At 74.4% G+C, this 15,373-nt stretch carries 15 protein-coding genes; 4 read left to right on the forward strand and 11 right to left on the reverse strand.

The window, feature by feature from the left end; translation table 11 throughout:
* Positions 1 to 117: 117 nt before the first annotated feature.
* From ACIBCJ_RS09005 to ACIBCJ_RS09025, 5 genes are all read right to left on the reverse strand, one after another.
* On the reverse strand, positions 118 to 405 hold the full coding sequence (locus ACIBCJ_RS09005) for a hypothetical protein (RefSeq protein WP_362098856.1): 288 nt from the start codon (positions 403 to 405) through the stop codon (positions 118 to 120).
* A gap of 106 nt (positions 406 to 511) precedes the next feature.
* Complete coding sequence (locus ACIBCJ_RS09010) at positions 512 to 1,393, reverse strand: DUF5336 domain-containing protein (protein WP_133885969.1); 882 nt, start codon at positions 1,391 to 1,393, stop codon at positions 512 to 514.
* Between the two features lie 158 nt (positions 1,394 to 1,551).
* Complete coding sequence (locus ACIBCJ_RS09015) at positions 1,552 to 2,544, reverse strand: N-acetylmuramoyl-L-alanine amidase (RefSeq protein ID WP_365979238.1); 993 nt, start codon at positions 2,542 to 2,544, stop codon at positions 1,552 to 1,554.
* Between the two features lie 22 nt (positions 2,545 to 2,566).
* Positions 2,567 to 3,241: a class I SAM-dependent methyltransferase gene (locus tag ACIBCJ_RS09020; protein ID WP_365979239.1), complete on the reverse strand. Its 675-nt coding sequence runs from the start codon at positions 3,239 to 3,241 to the stop codon at positions 2,567 to 2,569.
* Between the two features lie 109 nt (positions 3,242 to 3,350).
* Positions 3,351 to 5,111: an MFS transporter gene (locus ACIBCJ_RS09025; RefSeq protein ID WP_365979240.1), complete on the reverse strand. Its 1,761-nt coding sequence runs from the start codon at positions 5,109 to 5,111 to the stop codon at positions 3,351 to 3,353.
* Positions 5,112 to 5,389: 278 nt separating this feature from the next.
* Between ACIBCJ_RS09025 and ACIBCJ_RS09030 the strand changes: the two genes are divergently transcribed.
* Positions 5,390 to 6,844 carry an MFS transporter gene (locus ACIBCJ_RS09030; protein ID WP_393523193.1) on the forward strand — a complete coding sequence of 485 codons (1,455 nt, stop codon included), beginning with the start codon at positions 5,390 to 5,392 and terminating at the stop codon, positions 6,842 to 6,844.
* Positions 6,845 to 7,047: 203 nt separating this feature from the next.
* On the opposite strand, the gene ACIBCJ_RS09035 is transcribed toward ACIBCJ_RS09030, so the two are convergent.
* The 4 genes from ACIBCJ_RS09035 to ACIBCJ_RS09050 all read right to left on the reverse strand — a co-directional run bounded on the left by ACIBCJ_RS09035 (position 7,048) and on the right by ACIBCJ_RS09050 (position 10,680).
* Complete coding sequence (locus tag ACIBCJ_RS09035; RefSeq protein ID WP_362508912.1) at positions 7,048 to 7,680, reverse strand: response regulator transcription factor; 633 nt, start codon at positions 7,678 to 7,680, stop codon at positions 7,048 to 7,050.
* 69 nt (positions 7,681 to 7,749) lie between these two features.
* A complete protein-coding gene (locus ACIBCJ_RS09040; RefSeq protein ID WP_365979241.1) occupies positions 7,750 to 8,964 on the reverse strand; it encodes a sensor histidine kinase in 1,215 nt (404 codons plus the stop codon).
* A 37-nt stretch (positions 8,965 to 9,001) separates the two neighbouring features.
* Entirely contained in the window at positions 9,002 to 9,718 is a 717-nt protein-coding gene (locus ACIBCJ_RS09045; protein WP_365979242.1) for an ABC transporter permease, read from the reverse strand.
* Positions 9,715 to 10,680 (reverse strand): ABC transporter ATP-binding protein, encoded by a 966-nt coding sequence (locus ACIBCJ_RS09050; protein WP_365979243.1) that lies wholly within the window; start codon positions 10,678 to 10,680, stop codon positions 9,715 to 9,717. Before ACIBCJ_RS09050 ends, ACIBCJ_RS09045 begins: the two co-directional genes overlap by 4 nt.
* 130 nt (positions 10,681 to 10,810) lie before the next feature.
* On the opposite strand from ACIBCJ_RS09050, the gene ACIBCJ_RS09055 reads away from it, so the two are divergent.
* Positions 10,811 to 11,713, forward strand: a complete 903-nt coding sequence (locus tag ACIBCJ_RS09055) for a MaoC/PaaZ C-terminal domain-containing protein (RefSeq protein WP_365979244.1) — start codon at positions 10,811 to 10,813, stop codon at positions 11,711 to 11,713.
* Between the two features lie 220 nt (positions 11,714 to 11,933).
* On the opposite strand, the gene ACIBCJ_RS09060 is transcribed toward ACIBCJ_RS09055, so the two are convergent.
* Entirely contained in the window at positions 11,934 to 12,101 is a 168-nt protein-coding gene (locus ACIBCJ_RS09060) for a hypothetical protein (RefSeq protein WP_362098824.1), read from the reverse strand.
* A 97-nt stretch (positions 12,102 to 12,198) separates the two neighbouring features.
* Positions 12,199 to 13,482 (reverse strand): hypothetical protein, encoded by a 1,284-nt coding sequence (locus ACIBCJ_RS09065; protein WP_365979245.1) that lies wholly within the window; start codon positions 13,480 to 13,482, stop codon positions 12,199 to 12,201.
* A 290-nt stretch (positions 13,483 to 13,772) separates the two neighbouring features.
* Between ACIBCJ_RS09065 and ACIBCJ_RS09070 the strand changes: the two genes are divergently transcribed.
* Together ACIBCJ_RS09070 and ACIBCJ_RS09075 are read left to right on the forward strand one after the other, a co-directional pair.
* The gene (locus tag ACIBCJ_RS09070) at positions 13,773 to 14,630 is read left to right on the forward strand and encodes a Nif3-like dinuclear metal center hexameric protein (RefSeq protein WP_365979246.1); all 858 of its coding nucleotides are present in this window, start codon (positions 13,773 to 13,775) and stop codon (positions 14,628 to 14,630) included.
* The gene (locus ACIBCJ_RS09075) at positions 14,627 to 15,370 is read left to right on the forward strand and encodes a zinc ribbon domain-containing protein (protein WP_166661667.1); all 744 of its coding nucleotides are present in this window, start codon (positions 14,627 to 14,629) and stop codon (positions 15,368 to 15,370) included. The genes ACIBCJ_RS09070 and ACIBCJ_RS09075 overlap by 4 nt, the downstream gene beginning before the upstream one ends.
* Positions 15,371 to 15,373: the final 3 nt, after the last annotated feature.

Genomic DNA, 15,373 nt, shown 5'->3' on the forward strand with positions numbered 1-15,373 from the left:
TCTCCGGGGGTGCCCCCGGGCCCCCTGGTCCCGTGACCGGCCGGGGCGGGCGACGGGCTGTTGCGCCTGATCGGCCGGCCGGGCGGGGGCGGTGTGGGCCCGGCCGGGGGTGGCGCGTCAGTGGCGGCCCAGGCGGTTGGCGAGGGCGTGGCCGACGAAGAGGTAGACGACCGCGGCCAGGCCGTAGCCTGCGACGACACGCGCCCAGTCCTCGTCGAAGGTGAACAGGTCCCGGGACCAGCCGGCCAGCCAGTTGGCCGCGTCATGGACGAACTGCACCAGGTCGTTGGCCCGGTTGGCGTCCAACAGGTACATCAGTATCCACAGGCCGAGGATGAGGGCCATGATGTCGGCGACGATCGCGACGGCCCTGCCCGCGGAGTTCGAACCGTGGTATCTAGACATGCCTTGCGTATGGCCGCGCAGGGCGGGAGGAAACCTACGCCGACGGCCCCCCGCCCGGAACAGGTTCCGGACAGGGGGCCGTTGAGGCTTCGGCGGGGCGGAGCGATCAGCCGCGCTGGATGCCCGAGGTGTCCTGGAGCACGCCGCGACGGCCGTCCTGGGTCTGCGCGACCAGGTTGGCGCCGCGCTGCTCGACGGCCAGGTACCAGGTGCCCGGCGCCAGCTCGGCGATGGGCGTGGGCGAGCCGTCCTCCGCGAACAGCGGACGCGGCACCGGCACGGCGAACCAGAACGGGGAGAAGTCCCCGGCGGGCTGGGCCTGCGCCTGCTGCGGGGCGTGCGGCTGCGGAGCCTGCGGCTGAGCGGCCTGCGGCTGACCGGGCTGCGGCTGTCCCGGCTGCGGCTGGCCGCCGAACGGGCCGGGCTGACCGGGCTGACCCGGCTGGGCGCCGTACGGCTGCTGCTGGGCGCCCGGGTAGCCGTAACCACCCTGGGGCTGGCCGCCGTAGGGCTGCGGGGCGGCGGGGCGGGAGGCCGGGATCAGGGAGCCCTTGAGGGCCGGGAGCAGCGGCGTGGCCACGGCCGCGGCGGCCATGAGCAGCGTGGCGACGAGGGCGAGGATCAGGCCGGTGCCGGCGCTGAGACCGCTCACACCCCCGTCGTTGTCGAAGGCGCCCGCCGGGTCGAAGATGTTGCCGAGCGCGCACCACGCGGCGAAGACCGTGAACGCGATGCCGAACTGGCCGAGGTCGAGACCGGCCACCTTCAGGGGCTGCGGCATGGCACGGGCCACGACGACGAGCGCGGCGCCGATGACGCCCGCCAGGACGACACCGAGCACGACCGGTCCACTGCCCCACAGGCTGGGGATGTCGGCGCTGTCCGGCGCACCTTCGAACGAGTAGATGTCGAGGAACGACGCGATCAACAGCAACACCGCTGCTCCGATCACCACGCCGTCGCCTCGAGTGAGGGAGCGGATATTCACTTCAGGTCCTTCGTAGGTCGTCTCGTCGTCGGTAGAGGCGTCGCTGTCACGATGGCGCCGAAAGGTTCCGGTGTGAAGCGCGGGGGTGGCCCCTCATCGTACGGACGACACTATCGTCCGGACCTCGGGGCTGTCCGCAGGGATGGGGACGCCGGTCGCTACCCGCCCAGGAAACTCACGATTCCCTCAGACATCCCTTGCGCCGCCTTCTGCCGCCAACCGCCGCTGGTCAGCAGTGCCGCGTCCGTGCCGTCCCGCATGTTGCCGCACTCGATGAACACCTTCGGAACCGTTGACAGATTGAGACCACCCAGGTCCGTCCGCGTGACCAGACCGGTGCCGTCGCCGAGGTAGTTGGAGGGCGCGGTGCCCGTGACGCGCACGAAGGCGCCCGCGATCCGCTCGCCCAGTTCGGCGGAGGGAGCCGTGATGGCGCGGGTGTCGGCGTTCCCGTCGTGCACCGGGCCGGGCAGGATCACGTGGAAGCCGCGGTTGCCCGCCCCCGACCCGTCGGCGTGGATCGAGATCGCGGCGTCGGCCTGCGCCTCGTTGCCGATCCGGGCCCGCTCGTCCACGCAGGGACCGAACGAACGGTCGCCGTCCTGCGTCAGCTTCACGGTCGCGCCCTGCTTCTCCAGCAGGGTGCGCAGCCGGTGGGCCACGTCGAGCGTGAACTCCGCCTCCGGCCAGCCCGCGTTGGTGGCCGTGCCCGTGGTGTCGCACTCCTTCCAGTGCGTGCCGACGTTCACCTTGCGGTTGATCTCGGACGGGTGCCGGAAGTTGGCCGGGTTGTGTCCGGGGTCGATGACGACGACCTTGCCCTTGAGGGCACCGGAGACCGCGGGCCCCGACCGCGAAGGGGACGCGGACGGCTTCTCCGACGCGGGGGCGGGCGAGGAACCCGCCGGTCTCTTGCCGTCGTCGCCGCCCGCGGACGAGGGGGCTCCGCTGGACGGCGCCGCCGAACTCCGTACGCCCGCCGCGCGGTCGGTGTCGCCGCCGCCCCCGTCACCGGAGCCGCCGACCGCCGCGTACACCCCCCACCCGATCAGCGCCCCGGGCACGAGCGCGGCGACCGCCACGGTCAACGGGCGGCGCAGCGGGGAGCGGCGGGGCTGGGAAGGTTCGAAGTCCGGGCCTGTGTACGACACGTCAGCGACTCTAACCGCGCCCTCAGATCCCCGTGCCCGTTCGCCGCAGGACGCGCAGCGAGTCGGTCGCGGAGACCTCGGTGAACGCGCCGGACGCCAGGGCCCTGAGGTGGACGCGGTACGGGGCCTGGCCGGTGAACTCGTCGGCCGGCTCCGGGAAGACGTCGTGGATGACCAGCAGCCCGCCGTCGGCCACGTGCGGGGCCCAGCCCTCGTAGTCGGCGTTCGCGTGCTCGTCGGTGTGACCGCCGTCGACGAAGACGAGGCCGAGGGGGGCGTTCCAGACCGCGGCGACCTGGGGGGAGCGGCCGACGAGGGCGACCACGTGCTCCTCCAGACCGGCGCGGTGCAGGGTGCGGCGGAAGGTGGGCAGGGTGTCCATCACGCCCAGCTCCGGGTCGACCGTCGCCGGGTCGTGGTAGTCCCAGCCGGGCTGCTGCTCCTCGCTGCCCCGGTGGTGGTCGACGGTGAGCGCGGTGACCCCGGCCCGGCGGGCGGCGTCGGCGAGCAGCACGGTGGACCGCCCGCAGTACGTACCGACCTCCAGCAGCGGCAGCCCGAGCCCGCCGGCCTCCACGGCGGCGGCGTACAGCGCGCGGCCCTCGTGCGCGGGCATGAACCCCTTCGCGGCCTCGAAGGCGGCCAGGACGCCGGGGGAGGGGGAGGGGAAGGGTGCGGAGGCGGGGGCCGCGGTCATGGGGGCCTTTCGACGGTCGGGCGGAGTGTCCGGCGCCCCATGCTGCCGCACCCCCCGCCGCGTGCCGCGACAGGGGGTGCGAGGGCCGGGAGGAAGGGCGGCCGGGCCGTCAGGCCGGGACCGTCTCGCCCGGCAGGGACAGGTCCAGGTCGACCGGGCGGTCGCCGCCGTGGGTGGCGGCGTGGGCGAGCGGGGCGTGGCCCGCCGCGCGGGCGGCCAGGACGTACGGCCCCCCGGCGGGCACGGCGAGGGTGTAGCTGCCGTCGCCCGCGGAGAGGGTCGCGCCCGCCTGCCGTCCGTGCCGGTCGATCAGCGTCACCTTGGCGCGGGCGACGGGGACGCCGTCGGCGGCGAGGACCCGGCCGCGGAAGCCGTGCGGCGGCTGCCCGTCCCCGGCGAGGGCCTGCTCGGCGCGGGCCAGGTTGGCGTCCTCCTCGCTGCTCGCGCGCAGCTGCGTGACCGAGGCCGCCGGGTTGCGGCGGGGCAGGAAGAAGGCCAGCACCAGGCCGACGGCGACGGCGGCGGCCGCGATCAGGAAGGAGACGCGGAACCCCTGCATGGTCGGGACGGCGGTGCCGCCCACGTCGTTCGCCGTGTTGGCGAGCACCATGCCGATGACGGCGCTCGACACCGACGTGCCGATGGACCGCATCAGCGTGTTGAGGCCGTTGGCCGCGCCCGTCTCCGAGGCCGGGACCGCGCCGATGATCAGCGCGGGCAGGGAGGAGTAGGCGAGGCCGATGCCCGCGCCGATCAGCACCGAGGTCACGACGGTCTGCCAGGCGGCGTCCATCAGGCCGAGGCCGCCGGCGTAACCGATCCCGATGATCACCAGTCCGATGATCAGCGTGGTGCGGGGGCCGTAGCGGGCCGACAGGCGGGCGTAGACCGGCGCGGTGAACATCATCGTCAGGCCCAGCGGGGCCACGCACAGACCTGCGACGACCATGGACTGGCCGAGGCCGTAGCCGGTCTCGGAGGGCAGCTGGAGCAGCTGCGGCAGGACCAGGGAGATGACGAAGAAGGAGACGCCGACCATGATCGAGGCGAGGTTGGTGAGCAGCACCTCGCGGCGGGCCGTGGTGCGCAGGTCGACCAGCGGGGCCGCGACGCGCAGCTCCATCAGGCCCCACAGGAGCAGGACCACGAGGGCCGCGGCGAACAGGCCGAGTGTCGTGGGCGAGGACCAGCCCCAGTCGCTGCCCTTGCTGATCGGCAGCAGGAAGAGGATCAGACCGGCGGTGAGGCCCAGCGCGCCCGGCAGGTCGAAGGAGCCCTCGGCACGCAGCGGGGACTCCGGCACGACCAGCAGGGTCAGGGCGATGGAGAGGACGCCGAGGCCGGCGGCGCCGTAGTACAGGGCGTGCCAGTCGGTGTGCTGCGCGACCAGGGCCGCGGCGGGCAGCGCGAGGCCGCCGCCGACGCCGATCGAGGAACTCATCAGCGCCATCGCGGAGCCGAGCCGCTCGCGGGGCAGCATGTCGCGCATCAGGCCGATGCCGAGGGGTATCGCGCCCATCGCGAAGCCCTGCAGCGTACGGCCGACGATCATCGGGACCAGGGTGTCGGTGAGCGCGCTGAGCAGCGCGCCGACGACCATCACCGAAAGGCTCGCGATCAGCATGCGGCGCTTGCCGAACAGGTCGCCGAGCCGGCCCATGATCGGCGTGGCCACGGCTCCGGACAGGAGCGTGGAGGTCAGTACCCAGCTGGCGTTGCTGGGCGAGGTGTCCAGAAGTCGGGGCAGGTCCTTGATGACGGGGACCAGCAGGGTCTGCATCACCGCGACGACGATGCCCGCGAACGCGAGCACCGGGACGGTGGCCCCGCTCGCTCGCCGCACGGGCTCGTCGGTCGTCGTGTGGGACATGGGGTGGGGCCTCCAGGCCGGAAGTCGGCGAAAACGCGTGCACGGTCGTGTGGTGTGTGCAGGCTGAACCTCGTGCGCCGGGGCAACTATTCCGTTGCTTCGAGTCCCTAACTATTTCTTGACCTTCTCTTGGGATCCCGCCTACGCGCGGTTCACCGGCCGGCCGCCCCCGCACGGGGCCCACCGCTCTCCCCTCCGCCTACGTCTTGAGTCCTAGGTCGGGCCCGGGGCGGACCGGGGCCAAAATCCGATGCAAGGGGCGTACCCGGGTTGAGACCATGACACCTATGCCCGAGACCACCGGCACGACCGCCGCCGCTTCCACCGCCGCCCGACGCCTGTCCCCGCGCCGCACGCCGCCGACCTGGCTGGTCGTCGCGCTCGCCTGCGCCGGACAGTTCCTGGTCGTGCTCGACGTGTCCGTCGTCAACGTCGCCCTGCCGTCGATGCGGACCGACCTCGGGCTGAGCGCGCAGGGGCTCCAGTGGGTGGTCAACGCCTACGCCATCGCCTTCGCCGGCTTCATGCTGCTGGGCGGCCGGGCCGGCGACCTGTACGGGCGCAAGCGGATGTTCCTGGTCGGGCTCGGTCTCTTCACGCTGGCCTCGCTGGGCGGCGGCCTCGCCCAGGAGGGCTGGCAGTTGCTGGCCGCACGGGCCGTGCAGGGCCTGGGCGCGGCCGTACTCGCCCCCTCGACGCTGACCCTGCTGACCGCCGCGGTGCCGGAGGGGGCGGCCCGGGCCCGCGCCATCGCGACCTGGACCGCCGTCGGCGCGGGCGGCGGCGCGGCGGGCGGACTGGTGGGCGGGGCCCTGGTGGACGGGCTGTCCTGGCGCTGGGTCCTGCTGATCAACGTGCCGGTGGGCGCGGTCGTGCTGGCCGGGGCCGTGCTGTGGCTCACCGAGAGCCGGGGCGGGGCGCGCCACCGCCTCGACCTGCCGGGCGCGCTGCTGGTGACCACCGGTCTCGCCACGCTGGCCTACGGCATCTCGCAGACCGAGTCGCGGGGGTGGGCGGCGGGCGCGACGCTGGTGCCGCTGCTCGCCGGTCTCGCGCTGCTCGGGTGCTTCCTCCTCGTCGAGGCGCGGACCGCGGCACCGCTGATGCCGCTCGGGCTGCTGCGGCTGCGGTCGGTGGCGTCGGCGAACGTGGCGATGCTGGTGTCCGGCTCGTCCATGTTCTCGATGTGGTTCTTCATGACCCTGTACGCGCAGAACGTGCTGGGCTACTCCCCGCTGGAGGCGGGCCTCGCCCTGGTGCCCAGCTCCCTCGCGGTGATCATCGGTTCCAAGGCGGCCCCGCGGTTCCTGCCGGTGCTCGGGGCCCGGAACGTGGCCGTGCTCGGCACGCTGATCGCGGCCGTCGGCTTCGGCTGGCAGTCGACGATGACCGCGGACGGCGGCTACCTGACCGCCATCATGATCCCCGGCGTGCTGATGATGCTGGGGGCGGGCACGGCGGCGACCCCCCTGGCCTCGCTGGCCATCTCCGGCGCGGCCCCCGGGGACGCCGGACTCGTCTCCGGGCTGATCAACACCTCCCGGACGATGGGCGGTTCGCTGGGACTCGCGGTGATGTCGACGCTCGCGGCGTCCAGGTCGGGAGGCGAGCACGCCGGTCCGGCGGCACTGACGGAGGGCTACGCCCTGGTGTTCCGCACGGCGTCGGCGGTCCTGGTGGCGGCGGCCCTGCTGATGTGGACGTGGCTCCCGAAGACACCCACCGAGGACTGACCCCGAAGCCCCCACCCAACGCACGCTCCCGGACACCCACCCCAGGGCCCAGGGGCCCAGGGGCGCGGGGAACTGCGCGAGCACCCCCCACCGGCCGCACCCGACGCACTACAGGCACTCCCACCGACCCCAGGGGCGCGGGGAACTGCGCGAGCACCCCCCACCGGCCCGCACCCGACGTACTACGTCACCCACCCACCCCCTCAGACCCACCCCCGCTGCCGAGCCGCCCGCAGGGCCTCCGCCCGGTTGCGCGTGGCGGTCTTGCCGATGGCGGCGGAGAGGTAGTTGCGGACCGTCGACTCGGACAGGTGCAGGGCCCCGGCGATGTCCGCGACCGTCGCCCCGTCCGCCGAGGCCCGCAGCACCTCGCACTCCCGCCCGGTGAGCGGACTCGGCCCCGCACTGAGCGCGGCCGCGGCGAGCGCCGGGTCGACGACCGTCTCACCGGCCAGCACCCGGCGGATCACGCCCGCCAGCTCCTCCACCGGCCCGTCCTTCACCAGGAACCCGGCCGCACCCGCCTCCATGGCCCGCCTGAGGTACCCGGGACGGCCGAAGGTGGTCAGGATCAGCACCCGGCACCCGGGCACCCGCTCCCGCAGCTCGGCGGCGGCGTCCAGGCCGCTCAGTCCCGGCAGTTCGATGTCGAGGAGGGCGACGTCCGGGCGGTGCGCGAGCGCGGCGGCGACGATCTCGTCCCCGGCCGCCACCTGCGCGACCACCTCCAGGTCCTCCTCCATCCCGAGCAGCAGCGCGAGCGCGCCCCGCATCATGCCCTGGTCCTCGGCGAGGAGGACGCGGACGGGGCGGGTGCGGGGCGTCTCGTCGGTCACGGGGCAAGGTTAGGGGGCGGCCCGCCGGCCGTCGCGTGCCGGAAGGCGGGGGCCGCCGCCCCGCTGGGGTCACGCCGAGGCGCCCACCGGGCGTTCCTCCCGCCGTACCGGCAGCTCAGCCGTCACCGAGAAGCCGCCCCGCGGCTCCAGCCCCGCCGTCAGCGACCCTCCCGCCGTGGCGAGGCGTTCCGTGAGGCCGGTCAGGCCGGTGCCCGGACCCTGCGTGGATCCGGCCACGCCGGTGCCGTTGTCGGTGACCGTCAGCCGGACCCGGTCCGCGCCGCCCGCGACCGCGATCTCGCACCGGCTCGCCCCGCTGTGCCGTACGACGTTGGTGACCGCCTCCCGCACCACCCACCCCAGCAGCGCCTCGGTCTGCGGCGGCAGCGGCGGCCCCGAGCGGCGGACCACCGGCTCCACGTCCGCCGCGCTCAGCGCCGAACGCGCCCGGTCCAGCTCGGTGCCGAGGCTGCCCTCCCGGTACCCGGTGACCGCCTCCCGCACCTCGGTCAGCGCCTGACGGCCCACCGACTCGATGTCCGTGATCTGGGTCAGCGCCGCGTCCAGGTCCCGGTGCGCCAGCCGCCGGGCGGCCTCCGACTTCACCACGATCACCGACAGCGTGTGCCCCAGCAGGTCGTGCAGGTCCCGCGAGAAGCGCAGCCGCTCCTCCGCCACCGCCCGCGTGGCCAGCTCCTCCCGGGCGGCGCGCAGCTGCCGTACGGCGTCGGACAGGCTCAGGATCGCGGCCGTCACCATCGTCGAGAGGAAGGTCCCGTAGGCGATGCTCAGACCGTCCCAGCCGTCCTTGACGCCGGCCACCACCCCCGCCAGCACCGCCAGCGCCCAGCCCCACCGGCCCAGCCACCGGCCGCGCAGCGCAGCCCCCGCGGCCAGGCCGAGCAGCGGGAAGAACAGCAGCCAGCTGCCGCCGTACGCCAGGGCCAGACCGCAGGTCAGCAGCGCCATGACGGCCAGCGCCAGACGCGTGGACGGCGACTCGCGCAACGCCTTGTCGAAGGAGCGGAACGCGACGAAGACGTAGAGGGAGTTGAAGGCGAGCAGTCCCGCGCCGCCGATCCAGGGGCTGGACGTGTCCCCCTGGAGGATGTTGGAGAGGCTGCCCAGGCCCATCAGCAGCCACGGCAGCAGCGTGAAGCCGGTGGGAGGCGGGCCGACCCGCTCCGGCCGCTCACCGGCCTGCCCGGCCTCGGACTGCCGGGCGAGCTGCCACGCGTCCATGCGGCACGACACCGCGCGCACCCGCCCTCGGATCCCGGTCATGGGTATCGGCTCCCTTCCGCTCCGGCGCCCGGGGCGCTCAGTTGTCTCCCGCGCCGCGGCGGTAGGACAGTACGGCGTACGCCCCGAACACCAGCAGCCACACCGTCAGGACGACGATCCCACCCGCGGGCGGCGCGTGCCCCGTGGCGACCGAGGTGCCCAGCTGCGCGAAGCGGTTGGTCGGCGTGTACGCCGACAGCGTGCGCAGCCACTCCGGGAACAGCGCGAGCGGGAACCACAGCCCGCCGAGCACCGCGAGGCCCAGGTTGGCCATCATGTTCGCCACGCCCGTGGTCTGCCCGGTCAGCCGGTAGCCGTTGCCGAGCCCCAGCAGGGTGAAGGGCACCGACCCCAGCCAGAGCAGCAGCGCCAGCGCCGCCCACTGCCAGGCTTCCATCCGTACGCCGTTGACCAGACCGCCCGCGCCGAGCACGGCCGCGAGCGCGGGCAGCACGGTGACGGAGGCGGTCAGGGCGCGGCCCACCACCACCTGGTGCGGCGGCATCGGCGTCACCCTCAGCTGCCGCAGCCAGCCGATCGCCCGGTCCTCGGCGACCCCGCCACCGGTGTTCAGGGCCGAACCGACCGCGCCGTAGGCGGCCATGCCGACCATGGCCCCGGTCTTCCACTCGCCCGCGTCGCCGCCGAGGTTGGTGAACAGCAGGTACATCAGGACCGGCATGGCGACGCCACCGATGACGAAGCCGGGGTCGCGCAGCGTACGGCGCGTCTCGAGGATCAGGTAGTCCTTCATCGCACGCTCTCCTTCGCCTTCTCCTTCTCCTTCGCCTTCTCCGGCGCCGGTGTCGCCGTCGCCAGGGCCAGGAACGCGTCGTCCAGGGACGCGGGGGCCACCTCCAGGCCGCGTATCGCGCCGAGTTCCGCGAGGGCGGTCACGGTCGCGTCGGAGTCCTCGGTGCGCAGCAGCGCCCGGTCGCCCCGTATCTCCACCGAACGCACCCCGGGCAGCAGTGCCGGGTCCCCGGCGGGCAGGCCGGCCACGTCGACGGCGACACGGCTGCCGCCCGCCGCCCGGCGCAGCTCGTCACCGGTGCCGTCCGCGACGACGCGCCCCCGGTCGACGACGAGGATCCGGTCGGCGTACGCGTCGGCCTCCTCCAGGTAGTGCGTGGAGAAGAGGACCGTGCTGCCGCGCCCGGCGTAGGCCCGCATCGACTCCCAGAAGGCGTGCCGGGCCTCCACGTCCAGGGCCGCCGTCGGCTCGTCCAGCACCAGCAGGTCGGGGCGTCCGGCCAGCGCCACCGCGAACCGCACCCGCTGGACCTGTCCGCCCGAAAGCCGGTCCACGCGCCGCCCCGCCAACGCGGCGATCCCCGCCAGCTCCAGGGCCTGCCCGACCCGCATCGGCGCCGGATAGCGACCGGCCACGAAGGCCACCAGCTCACCCACGGTGACCCGGGGCACCGCCCGGGCCTCCTGGAGCATGGCCCCCACCCGGCCGGCCCGCACGGCACGCTCCGGAACGGCACCGTACAGCTCCACGGAGCCCGCGTCGGGCGGGCACAGGCCGAGCAGCAGCGCGATCGCCGTGGACTTGCCCGCACCGTTGCGGCCGAGCAGCGCGACCGTCTCACCGCGCTCGATGCGCAGGTCCACGCCGTCGACGGCACGGATGTCGCCGTACGCCTTCACCACTCCGCGAAAGGAGACGGCCGGGGAGGTGCCGGCGGGGGTGGTGCCCTCTGTCGGTGTCATACCGGTGACGCTACGGAGGGCGCGGGGGCGGGCGGCAGAGGCGGTTGTCCGGAGTTCCGCAGGACAAATGTCATGGGCGGGCCGGTGTCCCGTACGGTGACCGGGAACAGCGGGGACGAGTGGGGGGGCCATGCCGGTCGACGCAGCCGAGGCACTCGCCGCCGCACCCCGGGTCCGGGAGATCGCCTGGGAGCGCAAGGACGTCCAGCTCTACCACCTGGGCATCGGCGCCGGCCTGCCCGCCACCGACCCGCGCGAGCTGCGTTACACCCTGGAGTCCCGGCTGCACGTCCTGCCGAGCTTCGCGACGGTGGCCGGCGCCGGCGCCCCGGGTGTGATCGGCGCGCTGTCCGCGCCCGGCGTCGACGTCGACCTCGCCCATGTGCTGCACGGCGGGCAGCGGTTGCGCCTGCACCGGCCCGTTCCGCCGCGAGGCCGGGCGAGCGCGGCCTCGCGCGTCGTGGCCGTGTACGACAAGGGAACGGCGGCCGTCCTCGTGCTGCGCACCGAGGTCACCGACGCTGACGGCCCGCTGTGGACCGACGAGGCCGAGGTCTTCGTACGCGGGGAAGGCGGCTGGGGCGGTGAACGGGGCCCGTCCGGGCGCCCCTCGCCACCGCCCGCCGGGCCGCCGGACCACGTCGTCGAACGGGCCCTGCGCGAGGACCAGGCACTCCTCTACCGGCTCTCCGGCGACGCCAACCCGCTGCACGCCGACCCGGATTTCGCGGCGCGCGCCGGCTTCGAGCGGCCCGTCCTGCACGGGCTGTGCACGTACGGCGCCGCGCTCAAGGCCGTCGTCGACACGCTGCTGGACGGCGAGGTGACCCGGGTCCGGGAGTACCGCACGAAGTTCGCCGGCGTCGTGTACCCGGGGGAGACGCTGCGGGTGCGGATGTGGTCGCGCGCCCGGACCGGGGAGGTGCGGGAGGTGCCGGAGATGCGGGAGATGCGGGAGGTGCGGGTGGCCGTGAGCGTCGTCGAGCGCGGCGACGCGTCCGTCCTCGCCGACACGGTCGTCCGGTACGCGTGAGAGCCGGGAACCGGGGCCGAGTTCCGGGGCTGGGGCCGAGATCCGGGCCGAGGACGAGATCCGGGGCCGGGGCGGGACGACGACGGCCCCGTCCGCCGGATGCGACGAACGGGGCCGGAGCCGCTTGCTTTCGTGTGCCAGTGCCAGTGCCAGTGCCCGTACCTGCACCGGCGCTTGTCGCCGCGCCTGTGCCGGTGGCTGTGGCGGGCCCTGTCCGCCGTCAGGCGGCCGTCCCGGACTCCTCGGCCGGCTTGCGGTGGCGACCCTGTGGAGTCGCCTCGCCCACCTGGCTGGAGACCGGCCCGCGGTGCTTGCCGTGCCCGGTGTCGATCTCGGAAACGTCGGCACCGGCGGCCTGGATCGGCTGGGTCGTGCTGGTGTCGTTCATCGGAAGGAATTCACCCCGTCAACATGATCTTTCCTGCAGCCGGGCGAGTCTAACCGGCACGCCTCGGGCCGGATCCAGGCGGCCACGCCAACCGGCACTACTTCGTTACAAGCCGTGCCAGCGGCGCCTGTTGCAGCGGTACGGGACGCGGCTGAGCGGGCGCGGGGGTGTCCGCCGTGCCGCTTTCGCCGGACTCGCCCGGAGTCGATTCCTCCGGATTCGCGGGCCGTTCGTCGCCCGCGTCGCCCGCGTCGCCCGCGTCGCCCGCGTCGCCTGTGCCGCCGGGGGCGCCCGTGCCGCCGGTGGCGTTCCCGCCGTCCGCAGCCCCCGTGCCTTCCGTGCGGGGCGAGCCGGGCGGGAGCAACCGGGCCACGACGCACGGCGACCGGGATGTGGAGCACGGCAGCCGCAGCTCGCCGTCCGGCGTCCACAGCCCGGCGCCCGTCAACCACCCCTCGGGCGCCGGAAGATGCCGCACCTGCCGCTCGGCGGGACGCCACACCCCGACCCAGCTGCCGAACGCCCCGTCCACGCGCAGGGCCACCGCGCAGCGTTCCGGCGTCAGCACCTGCCCCGGCTGGACGGCGAACGGCGTCACGACGCAGTCCGGCAGTCGCAGGCACTCCGGGAAGCGCACCGGCAGCGTGCTGCCGAGGACGCCCCAGCCGAGCCGCTCCCGCCCCGGCGAGGGGGCGTCCGAGCGGATCAGCACGAGCCCGCTGTCGGGGTCGGCCAGCAGGATCCGGTCGTCGCTGTCCGGGGCGATCTGCAGCAGCGGCGACACCTCGCCGCCCCGCTCCAGATCCACCACGACCGCCTTGGTCCGCCCGCCGGTCTCCCGGTCCACGGCCAGTATCCGGGCCGCGCGGTCCAGCCAGACCCCGCCCGAGCAGCGGCCGGGGATCTCGGCCACGCGCTCCGGCCCGAAGGCTCCGCCGACCACCTGCCACAGCACCGTCGAGCGCGGACCGGCCGCCAGGGCGTACGCCCGCTCGCCGCCCGGAACCGGCGGCAACAGCCGCAGTCCGGTGGTGTCGGCCGGGCACTCCACCGCGCCGAGCGGCAGCTCACCGGTCCCGGGTCCGGTCGGGTACAGCAGCGCGAAGACGTGCCGGCCGGCCGCGACGCGGTGGACCAGGACCCGCCCGTCGCCCATCGGCTGCACCTCGGTGCCGGGCTCCTCCGGCTGGTGGCCGGGCAGCGGCACCGCGTACGGCTCGGGGCCGTCCAGGGTCCAGCGCTCCGGGTACCAGGCCTCGCCGCTCTCCCCGCGCCGGGTCAGACGCGCGGCGTAGGCACCCTCCGCGGTGATGCTGCAGCCCACCCGCGGCGCCCGGCTGTCGCCGGGGCCCGCCGAAGGCTCGATCGCACAGGCCGTCATCGTTCGGTCACCTCCGGCGACGAAGCTAGTTTTCGCACGCACGGACGTGGGACCGCCGACGGGCCCCGTCACACGTACGTGTGTCACAGGAACGATTCGCCTGAAGGAAGGGCACGGCGTGTGCTGTGCCGGGCCCCCACGGCGGAGGGCACGGCGGCGGTGACGCGGAGCGAGGGGCAGGGGGACGCGGAGCGCGGGGCGGCGGTGACGCGGAGGGCGCGGCGGCAGGCACGGCCGGGCGTCCCGGCTGCGGGTACAACGGCACAGAACCTCCAGGTAGCCTTGCACGCGTGCCCCGTCTGTCAGAAGTCATCGCCGCGCTGGACAACCTGTGGCCCGCCGAGCGGGCCGAGTCCTGGGACGCGGTCGGCACCGTCGTGGGCGACCCCGACCAGGAGGTCACCCGGGTCCTGTTCGCCGTCGACCCCGTCCAGGAGATCGTCGACGAGGCGGTGAAGCTGGGCGCCGACCTGCTCGTCACCCACCATCCGCTGTACCTGCGCAGGACGACGACGGTCGCGGCGTCCACCTTCAAGGGCCGCGTGGTGCACACGCTGATCAAGCACGACATCGCCCTGCACGTCGCCCACACCAACGCCGACACCGCCGACCCGGGCGTCTCCGACGCGCTGGCCGGCGCCCTCGGCCTGAACGTCGTACGGCCCCTGGTGCCGGACCCGGGCGACCCTGAGGGGCGCCGCGGTCTGGGCCGGGTGTGCGAGTTGCAGCACCCGCTGACCGTCCGCGAGCTGGCCGCCCGCGCCGCCGAGCGGCTGCCCGCCACGGCGCAGGGCATCCGCGTCGCCGGCGACCCGGAGGCGGTCGTCCGCACCGTCGCCGTCAGCGGCGGCTCCGGCGACAGCCTCTTCGACCACGTACGGGCGGCGGGCGTCGACGCCTTCCTCACCGCGGACCTCCGCCACCACCCCGTGTCGGAAGCCCGCGCCCACAGTCCCCTCGCGCTGCTCGACGCGGCGCACTGGGCCACCGAGTGGCCCTGGTGCGAGCTGGGCGCCGCCCAGCTCGACGAGATCTCCGACCGCAACGGCTGGGACCTCAGGGTCCACGTCTCGAAGACGGTCACCGACCCCTGGACCGCCCACGCGGCGTCCGCACCGACCTCCGACACAATGGGAGCCCCCAACTGAAAGCCGCGCCCGCCGACCAGATCCGACTCCTCGACGTCCAGGGCCTCGACACGCGGCTCCAGCAGCTCGCGCACAAGCGCCGGTCCCTGCCCGAGCACGCCGAGATCGAGTCGCTGACCAAGGACCACACCCAGCTGCGCGACCTGCTCGTGGCCGCGCAGACCGAGGAGAGCGACTGCGCCCGCGAGCAGACCAAGGCCGAGCAGGACGTGGACCAGGTGCGCCAGCGCGCCGGCCGCGACCAGCAGCGCCTGGACTCCGGTGCCGTCACCTCGCCGAAGGACCTGGAGAACCTCCAGCGCGAGATCGCCTCCCTCGCCAAGCGCCAGGGCGACCTCGAGGACGTCGTCCTGGAGGTGATGGAGCGCCGCGAGTCCGCGCAGGAGCGGGTCGCCGAGCTGACCGAGCGGGTCGGCGCGGTCCAGGGCAAGATCGACGACGCCACCGCGCGCCGTGACGCGGCCGTCGAGGAGCTGGACGGCGAGGCGGCCTCGGTGACCAAGGAGCGCGAGGTCGTCGCGGGCTCCGTCCCCGACGACCTGCTGAAGCTCTACGACAAGCTGCGCGAGCAGCAGGGCGGCGTCGGCGCGGCCAAGCTGTACCAGCGCAGCTGCCAGGGGTGCCGCCAGGAGCTGGCCATCACCGAGCTGAGCGAGATCCGTTCGTCGGCGCCCGACACGGTCGTCCGGTGCGAGAACTGCCGCCGCATCCTGGTGCGTACGGCCGACTCGGGTCTGTAGGGA

It is taken from the genome of Streptomyces sp. NPDC051136, assembly GCF_044455745.1.
In the GTDB taxonomy this organism is placed as follows: domain Bacteria; phylum Actinomycetota; class Actinomycetes; order Streptomycetales; family Streptomycetaceae; genus Streptomyces.